The following is a 17262-nucleotide window of genomic DNA, read 5'->3' as shown; positions in this document are numbered from 1 at the left end:
ATATGATGGAGCATGAGCCTTCCACCGGGATTCCTTGACGAGCTGCGCAGCCGCGTCTCCATGGCGCAGGTGGCCGGGCGCAAGCTGATCTGGGATATGCGCAAATCCCAGCAGGGCAAGGGCGACATGTGGGCCCCGTGCCCCTTCCACCAGGAAAAGACAGCCAGCTTCCACGTCGATGATCGCAAGGGGTACTACTACTGCTTCGGCTGTCACGCGAAGGGGGACGCGATCTCCTTCGTGCGCGAGACCGAGAATGTGGGCTTCATGGAAGCCGTGGAGATCCTCGCCGCCGAAGCCGGAATGCCGATGCCCGCCCGCGATCCGCAAGCGGCCGCCAAGGCGGACCGACGCACGCAACTCAGCGAGGTCGCCGAGCAGGCGGTTCAGTTCTTCCGTCTCAACCTCAAAACCGCCGCGGCGGCGGAGGCGCGCGCCTATCTGGTGCGCCGCGGGTTGTCGGAAGAGGCGCAGGCGCGGTGGGAGATCGGATTTGCGCCCGACGGATGGCAACATCTGTGGGACCATCTGCGCGGCAAGGGCGTGGCCGAGGACCTGATACTCGATGCGGGGCTGGCCAAGCCGTCCCGCAAGGAGGGCGGTCGACCCTACGACGTGTTTCGCAACCGGATCATGTTTCCTATCCGGGATGCACGGGGCCGGGCGATCGCCTTTGGCGGCCGCGCCATGGACCCCGAAGACGGTGCGAAATACCTCAACTCCCCGGAAACCGAGCTTTTCGACAAGTCCCGGGTGCTCTTCAACCATGCCCGGGCCCGGGAGGCGGCAGGCAAGTCCTCCCCGCTGATCGTGGCCGAGGGCTACATGGATGTGATTGCCCTATCGGAGGCCGGGTTCGCCGGGGCGGTGGCGCCTCTGGGCACGGCGGTGACCGAGCCGCAGCTCGAGTTGCTCTGGCGGATCTCGCCTGAGCCGGTCTTCGCGCTGGACGGGGACCGCGCAGGCCTGCAGGCGGGTCAGCGGGTCGTGGATCTTGCCTTGCCGCTGATCACCGCGGGCAAGTCGATGCGTTTTTGCATCCTGCCGGAGAAACAGGACCCCGACGACGTGATCCGCGCTGGCGGGGCGGAGGCCATGGCGACCCTGCTGGATCAGGCCAAGCCCATGGTAGAGCTGCTATGGCAGCGCGAAACTGCGGGCAAGGTGTTCGACAGTCCCGAGCGCAAGGCCGCGCTGGGCAAGGCGCTGCGGCAGGCCGTGGCGAAGATCACCGACCCCACCATCAAGCAGCATTACGGCCAGGAAGTTAAAACCCGGCTGGACGCGCTCTTCGGCTATGGGCCGAGCAAGGGGCGTTCGGGGCCTGCCGGCCCGTGGCGCAAGCGTGGGCAAGAGGGCCCGACACAGACCACGCGCAGCTCAGCCCTCGTCACTGCCGACCGTGACGACCTGCTGCAGGAGAGCGTTATCCTTGCCACGCTCTGTGCCCATCCCGGTTTGATCGCGGAGTTCGAGAGCGATCTTCTCGACCACAGGTTCGGAACCGAGGCCTTCGCCCGCATGGCTGCGCGTTTGGCCAGCATGATGCCGGACCCAGATGCGCCGGAGATCTCGCTCGAAGGGACAAGCTGCGCTCAGACCCTTGAAGCGATCCTTTCGGAGCGCCATGTGACAATATCACCTTCGCTGCGGCCGGGCTGCGATCCCGAAGTGGCGCGCATGACCGTCGCCGAGGGGTTCGCAAAATTGGCTGCGCGGACCGGTTGGCAGCGAGAGATGGAAGACGCAATCGAGGATTTCGCCTCCGTGGCCGATGAGGATCTCACATGGCGGCTGGGACAGGCGGCCGAAGCGCGGGAGGCGGCTGGACGCATCTCGCAAACTGACACGACCGAGTACGACATTGCCGACAACGGGGCACGAATCAGTCGGGACGAGCGAAATGCCCTTGATAACCTGTTAAACGGGATCAGCTTTGCAAAAGGACGATCGAACGGGGGCTGACCCCGTACGGAAAGTTAAGTAAACACGGGTAAAAGTGGAGAGCGCGAATCACTTTGGACCTGATTCGTTTTTGGGTGGGAACCCGCGAAACCGGCACGCTCCCTTAATCAAGGAAATCTGAATGGCCGCCAAAGACACTGACGACCGCAAGACCGATGACCAGGACGCCGAGGCAATGCTCGACATGAGCCAAGCGGCGGTCAAAAAGATGATCGCCGAAGCCCGGACGCGCGGCTACATAACCTACGATCAGCTTAATCAGGTTCTGCCGCCGGATCAGGTCAGCTCGGAACAGATCGAGGACGTGATGTCCATGCTGTCCGAGATGGGCATCAACATCATCGAGGAAGACGAGGCCGAGGACGGCGATGCGCCCGCGAATGCATCGACGCAGGTCGTCGAATCCTCCAGTTCCCGCGAAGTAGCGGTCTCTACCTCCTCGTCGGAGACGCTCGACCGCACCGACGACCCGGTCCGGATGTATCTGCGCGAGATGGGGTCTGTCGAACTGCTGAGCCGCGAGGGCGAGATTGCCATCGCCAAGCGGATCGAAGCGGGCCGGAATACCATGATCGCGGGGCTCTGCGAGAGCCCGCTGACCTTTCAGGCGATCACGATCTGGCGCGACGAACTGCTGTCCGAGGACATCCTGTTGCGGGACGTCATTGACCTGGAGGCCACCATGGGTGGGGCCATGGACGAGGACGAAGAAAGTTCCAGTGTCGTGGAAATGGCAGCCAACAGCCCGGCCGCCCCGTCAGAGAAGTCCGACGAGCCGGAACTGGACGCGGACGGCAACCCGATTGCCAAGACCGACGATGAAGACGACGAGGACGATCAGGCCAACATGTCCCTCGCTGCCATGGAAGCGGCCCTCAAGCCCAAGGTGCTGGAGACGCTCGACCTGATCGCGCGCGACTATGCACAGTTGAGCGAGATGCAGGATCTGCGCATTTCGGCCACGCTGAACGAGGATGAGAGCTTCTCGGTCGAGGACGAGTCGAACTACCAGAAGCTGCGGGCCGAGATCGTTCTCCTCGTCAACGAGTTGCACTTGCACAACAACCGTATCGAGGCGCTGATCGACCAGCTGTATGGGATCAACCGTCGGATCATGGCCATCGACTCGAGCATGGTGAAGCTTGCCGATCAGGCGCGGATCAACCGCCGCGAGTTCGTCGAAGCCTATCGCGGCTACGAGTTGGACCCGACCTGGTTGGAGCGTATGGCCGAAAAGCCCGGGCGCGGATGGCAGGCTTTCATCGAACGCTCCACAACCAAGATCGAAGAGCTGCGCTCGGACATGGCCCAGGTCGGCACCTATGTCGGCGTGGACATCACCGAGTTCCGTCGCATCGTGCAGCAGGTGCAGAAAGGCGAGAAGGAGGCCCGGCAGGCGAAGAAGGAAATGGTCGAGGCGAACCTGCGCCTCGTAATTTCCATTGCCAAGAAATACACCAATCGCGGCCTGCAGTTCTTGGACCTTATCCAGGAAGGCAATATCGGCCTGATGAAGGCCGTCGACAAGTTCGAGTATCGCCGCGGCTACAAGTTTTCCACCTATGCGACCTGGTGGATCCGTCAGGCGATCACCCGGTCCATTGCGGACCAGGCGCGCACGATCCGGATCCCAGTGCATATGATCGAGACGATCAACAAGCTGGTGCGCACCGGGCGCCAGATGCTGCATGAGATCGGCCGCGAGCCGACACCGGAGGAACTGGCCGAAAAGCTCCAAATGCCGCTGGAAAAGGTGCGCAAGGTGATGAAGATCGCCAAGGAGCCGATCAGCCTGGAGACGCCCATCGGCGACGAGGAAGACAGCCAGCTTGGGGACTTCATCGAGGACAAGAATGCGGTTCTGCCGCTGGACTCGGCCATTCAGGAGAACCTGAAAGAGACCACGACCCGGGTGCTGGCTTCGCTGACCCCGCGCGAAGAACGCGTGTTGCGCATGCGGTTCGGAATCGGGATGAACACCGACCATACGCTCGAAGAGGTTGGTCAGCAGTTCAGCGTGACCCGCGAACGCATCCGGCAGATCGAGGCGAAAGCGCTGCGCAAGCTCAAGCATCCCAGCCGGAGCCGGAAGCTGCGCAGTTTCCTGGACCAGTAAAGGCTTGGCCGCGGCTGGCGGAAGGCATGTGAGATGAGCGGCAAAACGATCTTGTTCGTTTTGGGCATCGCCGTTCTGGCGCTGGTTCTCTACACGGTCAGGGATCGTATCCCCAGCCCCTCCGTCAGTGCACAGCGCCCTTACTCGGCGCCCAACGGGCACAAGGTGGTGCCCCTGGGAAATGGCCCTGGCAGGTTCGAGGTTCTGGACACCCCCGGGGCCATGGGGCGAGGATATTTTTGTGCTGCCGCACGCTACGCGGAGGCGGTCTTGCGGGCTGAAACCAGGGACCACGTGCGCGTGATTGCAGAACTCGGGCCCAGCCAGACCCAAGACAACCGTCGCGCGGTGGGGTTCGAGTTGGTCCCTGCTGCGGAAGTCGCGGATTCCGAAACGACCAATATTTCAGCACCTCGTATCGACCAAACCGGGGAAAGCCGTTCGATAGTCGTTTCTCGGCAGTTTTGCGCCTGAAATGCGTAGCTGCCGAGCATTCGTCGGGTTGCACACTGGCTTTTGCGCACTTGCCGCGTAGGTTGCGTTGCACCTGATGTGAGGACGTCCTGTGACCCAGACCCATAGACTCCTGTGTTTGATCGGCGCCTTCATGGTGCTCGCCGCCGCGGGTATTACTCTCCCCTGAGGGTTTTCGCTCGGAAATGCGGCATGTAAGCTGTCGCAAACATGGGCGGCAGACCACCGCCACATCTGCCCGAAGGAGGAGAAATCATGCCCCGCAATTTGCTGGCTTTTATTATGGTGATTTTGTTCGGGGGCGGTGTCTCGACGGCAGGTGCGCGAGAGCTTGCAGAGCGCTACACGCCAGACACGCCGTATCGTGCCATTAACGAGTTTGGCGTGGTCCTAAGCGCAGAGCCGGAGGCCGTTGTCGAGGTGTATGCCAAGCCGGGCGCGTCGGGGCCGAAGTATTTTTGTGCGGCGGCCGAGTTCTCCAAGCGGTTTCTGGGCGCCAGTCCATCTGATCGGCTCGTCATCGTACGACCCGAAGGAGCAAGCGCCACGCGCTCCGGTGCGAAAAGCGTTCTGTTCGGGATCGTTCCGAGATCGGCATCCGGCAGCCTGCCGCCGACGGGTCTGACGATAAATCCGCGCAAGGCTGGGGAGCATCGCAGCGTGAATTCCGGCCTTTCTTTTTGCGAACCTCCGAACAAGCGGCGCCGCGACGACTGATGCCGCGCTGCGGCCCTTTGCTTGGCCTTTGCCCTTCTGGACCAGCACCATGTCCCATCAGTGCTTTACCTTCGACACCTCCGGGCCGGGCCTGACCGAGATCACGCGCGACGTGGCGGCGTGGATCGCAGCACAAGACGTGGCAGAGGGCCTGCTCACCTTGCATATCCAGCACACCTCCGCCTCGCTCCTGATTCAGGAGAACGCGGACCCGGAGGTGCGCACGGACCTGACCGAATTTTTTCAACGTCTTGTGCCGCCCACAACCGACCCATCCATGGCGTATCTCACCCACACCTATGAGGGGCCTGATGATATGCCGGGCCATATCAAGGCGGCTTTGTTGCCCACATCGCTTCAGATCCCGGTGATCGGCGGACGCATGGCCTTGGGGACGTGGCAGGGGATCTATGTCGTCGAGCATCGCGACCGGCCGCAGACCCGGCAGATCGTGGCGCTCCTGCGCTGACCGGGACGCGGGATTAAAGTCACTTTCGCGCCTGTGTCGCCCAGATTACACACAAGATACGGCAGGTCGAATTGCCCTCTACCCAACGGATTGGGATATGCCTATGGTGCCTGTGGATAACGCGCCAACAGGCCATAAGGACGTGGAGGGAAGACGCCGATGCGGTGCCCATTTTGTGGAAACGTAGACACGCAGGTCAAGGACTCCCGCCCCGCCGAGGACCATGTCGCGATCCGGCGGCGCCGGTTCTGCCCGGCCTGCGGGGGGCGGTTCACCACCTATGAACGGGTGCAGTTGCGCGACCTTGTGGTTATCAAATCTTCCGGCAAACGCGAGGATTTCGACCGCGATAAGCTGGAACGCTCAATCCGCATCGCCATGCAGAAACGGCCGGTGGAGCCTGATCGTCTGGATCAGATGATTTCCGGCATCGTCCGGCGGTTGGAGAGCATGGGCGAGACCGATATTCCCTCGGCCACCATCGGCGAGATCGTGATGGAAGCACTCGCCCGGATCGACACGGTGGGTTACGTCCGGTTTGCCAGCGTTTACAAGAATTTCCAGGCGGCGGATGACTTTGACAAGTTCGTGAGCGAGTTGCGGCCGCCGACCGGCAAAGACAGCTGACATGTCCGACGACCTGCGCTGGATGCAGGTTGCGCTGACCTTGGGGCGGCGCGGTCTCGGCCAGTCTTGGCCGAACCCGGCGGTCGGCTGTGTGCTGGTTGCGCCGAACGGACGCGTGGTCGGGCGCGGTCGCACCCAGTCCGGCGGGCGCCCCCATGCGGAGGTCGTGGCCCTCGCGCAGGCCGGGGCGGCAGCGCGCGGTGCGACGGCCTATGTGACCCTCGAACCCTGTGCCCACCACGGACAGACCGGCCCGTGCTGCGATGCGCTGATCGCTGCTGGTGTGGGGCGTGTTGTCACGGCGCTGGAAGATCCCGATCCACGTGTCGCAGGGCAGGGGCATAGCCGCCTGCGCGCCGCCGGCGTTGCCGTCACCGAAGGCGTCGGGCGTGCTGCGGCGAGGGAGGATCAGTTGGGCTTCCTGAACCGTGTAACCCTTGGCCGTCCCATGGTGACCCTGAAACTGGCGCTGACGCTCGACGGCCGCATCGCAACCGCGCGAGGGGAAAGCCAATGGATCACGGGGGCCGAGGCGCGCCGGTACGGTCATGCCCTGCGGGCACGGCATGACGCCGTGCTGATCGGGGCCGGGACTGCGCGGACGGATGATCCCACGTTGACGGTTCGCGGTGTCGGCGTTGTGCGGCAACCGGTGCGGGTGGTCGCGAGCCGGGATCTGGACGTGCCAATTCCCTCCCGCCTCTCCCAGAGCGTGACAGCCGACGCGCCGGTCTGGCTCTGCCACGGTGGCGAGGCGCCCGCGGAGCGGATCGCGCGGGCGCGTGCGGCAGGACTGAAGTGTGTGGAAGTGGCCGCAGAGGCCGAAGGCGTCTCTGTCGAAAGTTTGCTCCGGACCCTGGCGCAGCGGGGTCTGACGCGCGTTTACTGCGAGGGCGGCGGCGCATTTGCGGCGGGGTTGCTGCGGGCGGGCTGCGTTGACAGGCTCGCCGTTTTTTCCGCGGGCTGCGTGATCGGGGCGGACGGGTTGCCGGGGCTCGGTGATCTTGGGGTGAACCTGCTGGCAGATGCGCCGCGCTTCAGACGGCTCGGGGTGCGGCAAGTAGGCGGCGATGTCCTGACCGAATGGGCCCGTACCTAACGCCAGATCCACGATTGCGACGCGAGAAGTCCCTGCAGCTTGGCAAGCAAACGCAGGGACGGCTTATGCGCTGCTTCGGTTTCCTGTTCCAGCCGATCGAGTACGGTTTCGACAGGGCAGGGCAGGTTCGAGACTGGATCGTGATAGCGCGGGTAGTCGATCAGACATGCTTCGACCAGTGCGGCCAGATCCGGTCGAGCCGTTCGCCGCGCGAAGGCCGGGTGATCGGCAGAGGCGAGGTCTCGGGTTAGACCCCAGCCCGCATAGAAAGGAACCCCCGCGCAGACCACCGGCTTGCCCCGAAGAAGTGCCTCGAACCCCATCAGCGATGACAGGGTCCAGACCTCCGCCGCGGCTGCCAGTACCGATACCGGGTCGACCCGCCGCGCGATCTCATTGGCCTGTTCGCTCTCGATCGACCCGTCTCGTAGGCCAGCCTCCACGTCCGGGTGGGGTTTGTAGACGATATGGGCGTCGGGATTGGCGGTTCGGGCGGCCAAGAGCAAATGTTCGATGTCGGGGATAACCCCACTCTGTCCGAGCAACACGGAGGCATCATCGCGGACCTGTCCGATGACCAGGATGCAGCGGCGGTGCGCGTCAGGCGGGCTGTAGCCGGGCAGGTCGAGATTGTATTTGCTCAGTCCGGAGGCCCGCAGCCGGTGCAGCAGGACGCGCCCACGGGCAGTGCTGCCGATTGCGGCACGGCGCGCAATCAGATGCTCCAGATCGCTGGGGACAGTCGGGTCATAGTAAATGCCGCGCCGGTCATGGACGAGGGACAGCGGCGGCACGAGGTTCGCGCCCAGTCCGCGGGAGCGCAGGAAGCCATCCTCGACCCGCAGCAGAGGCATATCGCGCTGGCGCGCCGCATCGACAATGGCCGGTGGCGTGCGGCTGGCCCAGCTCAGGATCGGGCGACCGCTGCGGTCGGCAAGGTCCAGTGCCTCTTGTTCGCCAGAGACATAGCGCACAGGTCCGTCCCCGTGGAAGGCGGTCATGGATGCGCGTTTCCACAGGCGCATGCCCTGGGCGACATATCCGGCCCGGTCCTGCCGCCAGGCGCGGGCGCGGGCTGCAAGGGCCGCCATCACCTCTTCGACCGTGCAGAGTCGGTCGCGGCTGGGGTCATACCAGATCGGGTAGAGGCCGAGCACAGCCAGTGCAAGTTGCGCGCGATCGAGAGTTCGCTTCCGCCGGGGAACCGGGACGCGATCGTCGCTGAGACCCCAGCCCGCATAGAAAGGTGTGCCGAAGATCTGCGGCCGCTTGCCGGATAGGATCGTCTCGAACCCCATCTGCGAGCTGACCGTATAGACCGCATCGGCGCCCCGGATCAGGGTCCAGGGCGAGACCGGGTCCGAAAATGCGGAGCCAAAATGCCCCGGCCGCGCGTCGGTCGCTGCCGGGTGACCCTTCACGATGATCTGCTTGCCCGGGTGGTCTGCGCGTGCGGCCTCCAGCATCTCGGTAAAACGCGCGGCATCCGCGCCCGCGCCGGCAATCGATGCATCGCCGCGCAGTTGGTCGATCACGAGGACATAGGGCCCCGCCGGAGCGGGCAGGGTCGGATCGTGGGTGTTGTACTTGCTCAGATCGGCTTCGATCAGCGCGTCTATAATCGCCTTCCCCCGCACGGTGTCCGACAGGGGCGCGGTGTTGAGCATGTCCTCAAGATCGCTGGGACCGGTGCTGTCATAAAACGGGCGTTGCCGGTCGAAGGTGAGACCATGGACCGGTGCGCCCGCGCGCCCGGGCAGAACCGAGCGCAGGAAGCTGTCTTCGAGATAGACGCAAGGCGCGCCGAGGCATCTGGCAAGAGCGGTTCCGCGCCGCGCGCTCTTGCCGCCATTGCCCCAAAGCGCAAGCGGGCGTGTGGTCCCCGGTCTGGCCATGGTCAATCGCGAGCCCGCAAGGATGAGAATGCGGCGGAGGTCCCGATCCCGCAGGTGGCTGAGCGAAGAAACGCACATCTCGTCCGGCAAGGAAAAAGGCGCCCGCGATATGCCGCGCGCGCCTTTTTCGGATGCTTCCTTGCCGGTCAGGGCGATCAGTTGGCTGTCAGGGTTTCGATATTCGCTGCTGGCTGGATCACGGCCCCGAACAGCAGGCTGACAGTCTTGTTCCAACGCGCGATTGGCGCTTCGGTGACGTAGACCGTGTCACTGTCCTTGATCATGAAGTCCTCCGCAGTGAAGAACCCGTTCGGTTGTGTCAGGTCGAGCACGTAGACGACGCGCTGCGGACCTTGCAGGTCCGGCCGCCCCAGAACCGTGCGGGCGACGTCTTCGCTCTCGTCGCGCAGGATGAACACTCCGGTTGGGTCCGCGAGATTCGGGTCCAGACCGCCGACCTGGGCGAGTGCCTCTAGGGCCGTCAGGTCCTGGGCATCGAAGTTCACGCGGGTCTGGCCACGGGTCGCACCCAGTGCGATGAAGCTGCGCGGGTCCTGTTCGATGATGATCTTGTCGCCGCCGCGCAGGGCGATATCCAGCGACGGATCGCGGTAGAGATCGGTCAGCCAGATCGTGCCGATTTCGCCTCCGCGGATGACCCGGACCAGGATCATGTCGTATTCGGCGAATTCCGCGTTCACACCCCCGGCCCGGGCAATCATCGAAGACAGGGTTCGTGTCGGTCGTTCGATTGTGTAGACGCCCTGCCCATTGACGTTGCCAACGACCGTGACCGTCGCGCCGTCCCCGGCAATCCGACGGACGCTGACTTGCGGGTCGGGCGTTTGGGTTTCCAGTTGCCGTGTGATGATGCCACGCAAGGCTTCGGGCGTGTTTCCGGCGGCCATGATCCGGCCAGCATAGGGCACGAAGATGAAACCGGCGCTGTCGACTTGCACCTGTTCGATCACAGATGCGGCCGCGCCGCCACGCGCAAGTAGCCCCTCAACCACGTTTTCCCAGATCGTCAGACCGAGAATGTCACCGGGCCGGATCGCGTCCGGGCTCACTGTGCCTGCGCTCAGAAAACTGCTGGAAAAGCCCGTTGCCGGGCGAGAGAAGGTCTGTTGCGCCACCACGTCGGTCACTGGAACGATGAAGGCGTTGCCAGCCTCGGACACCGAAGCGTCGAAGAGTTCGTTCTTCACCGGACCACTGCGGGGCAGGCCACATGCTGCCAAGGCGCCGGTGGTGACCAGGATCAGGGCCACGCGCGCAAGACGCGAAAGCACAGCTGTTTTGCCGAATGTCACGTTTTCTGCTCCTCAAGGCGCAAAGCGCAATTTTTTCACAAAGGCTAGTTAAGCGGACTTCGTTTGGGAAGACAGCAAGCCGAATCAGGTGCACCGTGAGACAAAAGCGTTGTTATTTCACAACGCGTATCGGGAAGCGTCGCCGTGGTGCGCCGATCTTGAGGGCTCCATAGGGGTCCTGGTCGGACAACACCATGTCCGTGACCTGCCGTAGAAGGTGTTGCCGCCCGGTCGCCGAGTAGAACCCTCCGGCCACTTGGCTGCTTTCCAGCAGGTAGTGCCGGAAGTCGCGATAAGCGCGCATGTCGGGCGGGATCGGGTCCGCAAAAAACGCCTCCAGGGGTTGGGCCGAGACAAGCTCCGGCTTGGCATAGACTGCCTGGCCCAGGGTCTTGACCGGCAGGCCGCGCCACAAGGCCTGCTGTGCAGCCGTGGAATTGACCGTCAGAACTGCGCGCGCCTGGTCGAGCAGGCGGGCAAGTTTGCCACCCTTCACGTAATGCACGCGATCGGCGATGCCGGTCTCGCGGGACAGGCGCTTGATTACCGCCGGCAGAGGCGCGCGACCATCCTCGAGCGGATGCGCCTTGAAGACGAGGTGGTGATGCGCGGGGGCTGCGCGCGCAAAGGCGCCGATGACATCGGCGAGCACCTCGGTCATGGATGCGAACGGGCTGTGGGCCTGAAATGCGCTGTCATGTTCGAGTTGCAGCAGGAAAAGGTGATAGGGGAACCCACCTCGCCGGATCCGGCGCGTTGCAAGCGCCCGTTCCACCATGGTCAGTGGCAGACGCAGCAGCATCTTCAGGTAGAGCAGGAATTCCTGCCGCACGGTCAGGGCGCGGTGGGGCTTGAACGCGGTGTAGTCCGAATTCCGGAACAGGACATGAAAGTGATAGACCGCGCCATAGAACATGTGCTGGCGAATATCGCCCCAGCGCGCCGGGGCACCCGGCAACTCGGGCGCATGGCCGCGCAGGGCCTGCGTCATTTCAGGAATCGTGGTGTCCATCAGAGGCGAGTGCCCGTTGGAGCCGCCCCGCTCATAGGTGACCCAGGAGGGGCGCAGATAGCCCTCCTCGAACACATGGATGCGGCAACCATGCTGCCGGGCGGCTTCCACTGCCGTGCGGTGAATCCACCGGGTGTCGCCGTAGAGCACGATGTCCGTGATCGCCTTGCTGCGCAGCAGTTGGGCGCAGGTCTGCGGCCAGTCGGCGCGCGGTCCGGTAAACGGGATGTAGCGGGGCTTGTCTTTCCAGAACCGCGCATCCCCGGCATTGAATCCCACACGCCAACAGCTCGCGCCTGCGCGGGTCAGCATCGCGGCGAGTTGCGTGAAGAAGGGCCCGTGGGGACCTTGCAGGAAAAGAAAGCGCCGCGCGGGCGATCCGGTCATGGTGTTTCTGTGCCTCGAGACAACTGCGATCCGGGTAACGGGTATTCTTGGATTAATGAAGAGATCACAACGGTTTCCAAGTGGTAAATTTCTCAACGTCCATTCTCCGCCGTTGCGTAGGGGTTGCTGTGGCCCGGTTGCCCCGCTAGCTGTGCGCTCAACCCCATGGACGGCGGAGGTTCTGACATGTTCACAGGAATAATCACCGATATCGGCACCGTGCGCGCCCTCGAACAGGCGGGCGACCTTCACGCGCGCATCGGATGTAGCTACGCACCGGGATCGATCGCGTTGGGCGCGTCCATTGCCTGCAATGGCGTATGTCTGACAGTGGTCGACAAGGGGCAGGACGATACCAGCCCGTGGTTCGACGTGACCATCAGCGCCGAAAGCGTCGACAAGACCAATATCGGCGACTGGCGTCCCGGCGCACGGGTCAACCTGGAACGGGCACTGAAGGTCGGGGATGAGCTTGGCGGGCATATCGTGTCGGGCCATGTGGATGGCGTGGCCGAGATCACCGCCATGGCGCAGGAGGGCGAAAGCACGCGCGTCACCTTCCGTGCCCCCGAGGCCCTGGCGAGGTTCATCGCGCCCAAGGGATCTGTCGCGCTCGACGGCACATCGTTGACCGTCAACGAGGTCGATGGGGCGGAATTCGGCGTGAATTTCATTCCCCATACCAAATCTGCGACCACATGGGGCGGCGTGAAGGTCGGCGACCGCATCAACCTCGAAATCGACACGCTGGCCCGCTATGTCGCGCGGCTGCAGGAGTGGCAGCCGTGATCGACCCGGGCGTCTGACCGCGCGCAGCGTCCGTCGCACAGCCAGTGGTGCACTAGGGCATTGCGCAAGATCGGACCGCTGCCTCTGGCCTTGTGCGCCCGGCTGCGCTATCCCGCCCGCAGATTCAGAGGACAGACCATGGCCGAAAGACTCAAGACCGACTACTCAGATGCCATCTCTTCCGTGGAAGAGATCATCGAGGATGCCCGCAACGGCCGGATGTTCATCCTCGTCGATCATGAGGACCGCGAGAACGAAGGGGATCTGGTGATCCCGGCGCAGATGGCGACGCCGGATGCGATCAACTTCATGGCCACCCATGGCCGCGGCCTGATCTGTCTGACCCTGACCAGCGAGCGGATCGATCAGTTGGGCTTGCCGTTGATGGCGTCCTACAACTCCTCTCGCCACGAGACCGCGTTTACCGTGTCCATCGAGGCGCGCGAGGGAGTGTCCACGGGGATTTCGGCTGCCGACCGGGCGCGTACCGTTGCGGTGGCCATCGACGCGGCAAAGGGCGCCGCCGATATCGCCTCGCCCGGCCATGTCTTCCCGCTTCGGGCGCGGGATGGCGGGGTGCTGGTGCGCGCCGGACATACGGAGGCGGCCGTGGATGTCAGTCGCCTTGCCGGGCTCAACCCGTCGGGCGTGATCTGCGAAATCATGAACGACGACGGATCTATGGCGCGGTTGCCGGACCTGATCGCTTTCGCGCAGCGGCACAACCTCAAGATCGGTACGATCTCGGACCTGATTGCCTACCGGCGCCGCAATGACAACCTGGTGAAGGTTACCAAGGAAACCAAGGTCTCCTCGGAATTCGGAGGCGACTGGGCACTGAAGATCTACACTGACAAGACCCAGGGGGCCGAGCATATCGCGCTGATCAAGGGTGACATCTCCACGCCGGAGCCGGTGCTGGTGCGGATGCATGCCCTCGATCCGATGCTCGATGTTGTGGGCACTGGCGGGCCCGGGCGGGCCGGGGAGTTCGGGGATGCGATGCGGATCGTGGCGGACGAGGGGCGCGGCGTGGTCGTCTTGCTGCGTGATACCACGATGAAAATCGCGGCCGGTGGCGAAGAGGTGTCGCCCCAGACCCTGCGCCAGTATGGCCTCGGCGCGCAGATCTTGTCGTCGCTGGGACTGTCGGAACTGATCCTTCTGACCAATTCACCGTCGCCCAAGGTGATTGGGCTGGAGGCTTACGGCCTCACCATCACCGGCACCCGAAAAATACCGATGCAGAGATAGACATGGCCCAAGCCGAGACACATCATGAATTGCCACTGCCGCGCTTCGAAAAGCCGGTGAAAGTGCTGATCGTCCAGTCCCCCTATTACAAGGATATCGCCGACGGGTTGCTGACCGGCGCGAAAGCCGTGCTCGAAGCGGCTGGCGCCAGCTTCGAGGTGGTGCATGTGCCCGGCGCACTGGAAATCCCGCCCGCCATTCGGATTGCCCATGTGCAGTCGAACTTCGACGGGTACGTGGCGCTGGGGTGCGTGATCCGGGGCGAGACGAGCCATTACGAGACCGTCTGCAACGACAGCTCCCACGGGCTTATGCTGCTGGGGTTGCAGGGCGCGTGTCTGGGCAACGGGATCCTCACGGTGGAAAACAAAGACCAGGCGCTGGTGCGTGCCGATCCCGAAGGCCAGAACAAGGGCGGTGGGGCGGCGGCGGCCGCGCTGCACCTGATCGCGCTGTCGCGCCGCTACGCGACCCAGACGAAAGGCGTCGGGTTCAAGCCCCGCGGCGAGACCATTCAGCTGGCGGATGGGGGCGAAAGCCCGAGCCGCGCATGAGCAAGCAATCCGACAAGCTGGCCGCCAAACGCCAGGCGAAGTCCGCCGCGCGGCTCTATGCGGTGCAGGCGCTTTTCCAGATGGAGGCGGCCGGACAGTCCGCCGACAGCGTGATCCGGGAATTCGAGGATCACCGGTTCGGCGCGATCTACGAGGAAGGCGAGATGGCCGAGGGTCACGTCACCCTCTTTCGCACCACCGTCGGCGAGGCGGTCAATTGGCAGGCGAAGATCGACCAGCTGACCGACCGGGCCCTTGCGACCGCTTGGCCCATCGACCGGATCGACCCGACGCTGCGCGCCCTGTTCCGGGCTGCGGGGGCGGAGTTGGTGAGGGCCGACACGCCCCCAAAGGTGGTGATCAACGAATACGTCGATCTGGCGCGCGCGTTCTTTCCGGACGGCAAGGAGCCGAAGTTCGTCAATGCCGTGCTCGATCACATGGCGCGCGAGGCCAAGCCCGACGCGTTCAGCTGAGCCGGGCCTCAGCTCAGGCAGCCGGGAATCGCGACCCGGGCACGGGCATCGGTTCCGAACGTGCCTTCCAGAACGCCGCCCCCGGCCTGCAAGACCCGTGCCTTGGCGCCGTTGATTTCCGCGCCGGCGATCACGGTGGGCCTTGCGCCCGTTGTGTCATCCACGTCGATGGTGAATGCGGCGTGTTGCATCGGCATCATACGGTCGAAGCGAATCGTGACGCTGCGGTCGCCATCCTTCACCTCGCTGATCGCCGCAATGTCTTCAGCCCCGAGGATAACATCGACGGGTTGGAACACATCGACCCCCGGGCCCCCCTCGGCGACGTCGAACACCAGGGCGCCATCCGAGCCATCGAGATCGACGACAACCTCCGTCGGGCCAAGCGGGCACGACCCGGTGTAAACGATCATGAACCTGTCCTTTGGTGCGCTTTCTTCGAAGGCAATGGCCATATCCGCCGCGGCGGTGCCCGCGTTTAGAGCATGTCGCCTCTGACCAGATTCAGGATTCCCCTGATGTTGTTCCTATGATTCCATGTCTTTCAGGCAGATATGGAGGTCAGAGATGGGCAAAGCGCATCCTGTTGAGTTGCGTGAACGTGCCGTGCGGCTTGTCGAGCAGGGCAACACGCACACAGAGGCGGCTCGGCGGCTGTGCGTGTCGATCAAGTTCGTCAACGACATGGTGCGGCTCAAGCGCGAGACCGGCTCGCTCGCGCCGAAACCTCAGGGCAATCCCGGGCGCGGCAAACTGACCAGCGTCAAAGGCTGGGTGGAGAGCCGGATCACGGCGCAACCCGATCTGACGATTGACGAGTTGACCGCGGAACTGGCCGCGAAACACGGGGTGAAGGTTCATCGCTCGTCGGTCGGTCGGCTGCTGCTCAGGCTCGGGCTGTCACACAAAAAAAGACCTGCAAGCCCTTGAGCAGAAGCGTCAGGACGTGGCCGATCTGCGCCGCATATGGATCGGCAAACGCCAGCCCTTCATGGCCAGACATCTGGAAAGGCTGGCTTTCATCGACGAGACATCGCTCAAGACGAACATGGCCAAGACCACCGGCTGGGCCCCGCGCGGGCAACGCCTGGTCGATCACGCGCCGTTCGGGCATTGGCGCACCCAGACCTTCATCGGTGCCCTGCGCCATGATCGCCTCGATGCCCCGTGGGTGATCGATGGCGCAATGAACGGCGAGTTGTTCGACCTCTATATCGAGACCCAGCTGGTGCCGACCTTGGGTCCGGGCGACGTGGTCATCCTCGACAACTTGTCGAGCCATAAGAGCCCCGGCGCAGCCAAGGCCATGCGAGATATCGGCGCGTGGTTCCTGTTCCTGCCGCCCTACAGTCCCGACCTCAACCCGATCGAGATGGCCTTCTCAAAGCTCAAGGTCCTGATCCGAAAGGCTGCAGCCCGAACCTACCATGAACTTTGGCAGGCTGTCGGTCATGTGTGCGACCTCTTCACCGACGAGGAATGCTACAACTTCTTCAAGGCCGCAGGATATAAAACCGATTAAACGCGACACGCTCTAGAACAAGCGTGCAGGATGTCAGAAGGGCAGCGCGGGACAGTTGAAAGGCCATATCGGTTCTCCTCAAGTTGTCTTTTAATCTAGCGCGCGGAGAATCGGCGTCCATTTTCCGCCTGCCGGTTATTTCAACATGGCGTCCCTGCACCGTTGCTGGAGAGATACGCGACAGGATTGGGGCTGGCGGTTTGAGCGCCAAGTACTATCTGAGGGGTTATACGGAGGCCCCAATGCCCGAATTGATCAAACTCTACATCCGCCAGTGTTTCATTGGCTTCGGAATTTCCATCCTGTTCGTCGGAATGCTCTATGCTTTCGACATCGCAAACCTGTGGAGCCTGGTGTCGACCTCCCAGGACGGTGTGTTGGTGACGGCAATGCTCGTCATTTCCAACGCGGTCGTGTTCTGCGGTGTCCAGTTCGCCATCGCTGTGATGCGCATGGCGGAACCGCATGACGACAAACGGGACGGCGGCACGCCTGCCCGACCGCACCCTCGGCTCCAGGCCAGTACGATCCCCGTCGTCCGCCGCCCGGACGGGCATGGCACCCGCCCGACGGAGCGCATCGCGTTCTGATCG

At 63.6% G+C, this 17262-nt stretch carries 17 protein-coding genes; 13 read left to right on the top strand and 4 right to left on the bottom strand.

Annotated elements, in window-relative coordinates:
- Positions 1-12: 12 nt before the first annotated feature.
- The 7 genes from dnaG (at position 13) to ribD (ending at position 7467) form a co-directional block, all read left to right on the top strand.
- Positions 13-1965 (top strand): DNA primase, encoded by a 1953-nt coding sequence (dnaG, locus tag DSHI_RS11495; RefSeq protein ID WP_012178929.1) that lies wholly within the window; start codon positions 13-15, stop codon positions 1963-1965.
- 121 nt (positions 1966-2086) lie between these two features.
- Positions 2087-4081 (top strand): RNA polymerase sigma factor RpoD, encoded by a 1995-nt coding sequence (rpoD, locus tag DSHI_RS11490; protein ID WP_012178928.1) that lies wholly within the window; start codon positions 2087-2089, stop codon positions 4079-4081.
- A 33-nt stretch (positions 4082-4114) separates the two neighbouring features.
- Positions 4115-4555 (top strand): hypothetical protein, encoded by a 441-nt coding sequence (locus tag DSHI_RS11485; RefSeq protein WP_044027822.1) that lies wholly within the window; start codon positions 4115-4117, stop codon positions 4553-4555.
- A gap of 255 nt (positions 4556-4810) precedes the next feature.
- Complete coding sequence (locus tag DSHI_RS11480; RefSeq protein ID WP_044027820.1) at positions 4811-5272, top strand: hypothetical protein; 462 nt, start codon at positions 4811-4813, stop codon at positions 5270-5272.
- A 49-nt stretch (positions 5273-5321) separates the two neighbouring features.
- Positions 5322-5741: a secondary thiamine-phosphate synthase enzyme YjbQ gene (locus DSHI_RS11475; protein WP_012178925.1), complete on the top strand. Its 420-nt coding sequence runs from the start codon at positions 5322-5324 to the stop codon at positions 5739-5741.
- Between the two features lie 159 nt (positions 5742-5900).
- The gene (gene nrdR / locus DSHI_RS11470; protein ID WP_012178924.1) at positions 5901-6368 is read left to right on the top strand and encodes a transcriptional regulator NrdR; all 468 of its coding nucleotides are present in this window, start codon (positions 5901-5903) and stop codon (positions 6366-6368) included.
- 1 nt (position 6369) lies between these two features.
- Entirely contained in the window at positions 6370-7467 is a 1098-nt protein-coding gene (gene ribD / locus DSHI_RS11465) for a bifunctional diaminohydroxyphosphoribosylaminopyrimidine deaminase/5-amino-6-(5-phosphoribosylamino)uracil reductase RibD (protein ID WP_012178923.1), read from the top strand.
- Here ribD and DSHI_RS11460 read toward each other — a convergent pair.
- From DSHI_RS11460 to DSHI_RS11450, 3 genes are all read right to left on the bottom strand, one after another.
- Positions 7464-9362, bottom strand: a complete 1899-nt coding sequence (locus DSHI_RS11460; RefSeq protein ID WP_245533001.1) for a capsular polysaccharide biosynthesis protein — start codon at positions 9360-9362, stop codon at positions 7464-7466. The genes ribD and DSHI_RS11460 overlap by 4 nt on opposite strands.
- A 155-nt stretch (positions 9363-9517) precedes the next feature.
- Entirely contained in the window at positions 9518-10675 is a 1158-nt protein-coding gene (locus tag DSHI_RS11455; RefSeq protein WP_012178921.1) for a polysaccharide biosynthesis/export family protein, read from the bottom strand.
- A 112-nt stretch (positions 10676-10787) separates the two neighbouring features.
- Positions 10788-12074 carry a capsule biosynthesis protein gene (locus DSHI_RS11450; protein ID WP_012178920.1) on the bottom strand — a complete coding sequence of 429 codons (1287 nt, stop codon included), beginning with the start codon at positions 12072-12074 and terminating at the stop codon, positions 10788-10790.
- 186 nt (positions 12075-12260) lie between these two features.
- Between DSHI_RS11450 and DSHI_RS11445 the strand changes: the two genes are divergently transcribed.
- From DSHI_RS11445 to nusB, 4 genes are all read left to right on the top strand, one after another.
- Complete coding sequence (locus DSHI_RS11445; RefSeq protein WP_012178919.1) at positions 12261-12863, top strand: riboflavin synthase; 603 nt, start codon at positions 12261-12263, stop codon at positions 12861-12863.
- 138 nt (positions 12864-13001) lie between these two features.
- Entirely contained in the window at positions 13002-14117 is a 1116-nt protein-coding gene (ribB, locus tag DSHI_RS11440; RefSeq protein WP_012178918.1) for a 3,4-dihydroxy-2-butanone-4-phosphate synthase, read from the top strand.
- 2 nt (positions 14118-14119) lie between these two features.
- Complete coding sequence (locus tag DSHI_RS11435; protein ID WP_012178917.1) at positions 14120-14671, top strand: 6,7-dimethyl-8-ribityllumazine synthase; 552 nt, start codon at positions 14120-14122, stop codon at positions 14669-14671.
- A complete protein-coding gene (gene nusB, locus DSHI_RS11430; RefSeq protein WP_012178916.1) occupies positions 14668-15147 on the top strand; it encodes a transcription antitermination factor NusB in 480 nt (159 codons plus the stop codon). The genes DSHI_RS11435 and nusB overlap by 4 nt, the downstream gene beginning before the upstream one ends.
- A gap of 8 nt (positions 15148-15155) precedes the next feature.
- On the opposite strand, the gene DSHI_RS11425 is transcribed toward nusB, so the two are convergent.
- Entirely contained in the window at positions 15156-15560 is a 405-nt protein-coding gene (locus DSHI_RS11425; RefSeq protein WP_050757837.1) for a hypothetical protein, read from the bottom strand.
- A gap of 154 nt (positions 15561-15714) precedes the next feature.
- On the opposite strand from DSHI_RS11425, the gene DSHI_RS23110 reads away from it, so the two are divergent.
- A protein-coding gene (locus DSHI_RS23110; RefSeq protein WP_422703591.1) for an IS630 family transposase occupies positions 15715-16669 on the top strand; the annotation gives its coding sequence in 2 pieces (ribosomal slippage) (positions 15715-16053 and positions 16055-16669; 954 coding nt in all).
- A 242-nt stretch (positions 16670-16911) separates the two neighbouring features.
- Entirely contained in the window at positions 16912-17259 is a 348-nt protein-coding gene (locus tag DSHI_RS11410; protein ID WP_012178912.1) for a hypothetical protein, read from the top strand.
- Positions 17260-17262 lie beyond the last annotated feature (3 nt).

Source organism: Dinoroseobacter shibae DFL 12 = DSM 16493 (assembly GCF_000018145.1).
GTDB classification, from domain to species: domain Bacteria; phylum Pseudomonadota; class Alphaproteobacteria; order Rhodobacterales; family Rhodobacteraceae; genus Dinoroseobacter; species Dinoroseobacter shibae.
This window is presented reverse-complemented; position numbering and strand designations above follow the sequence as displayed.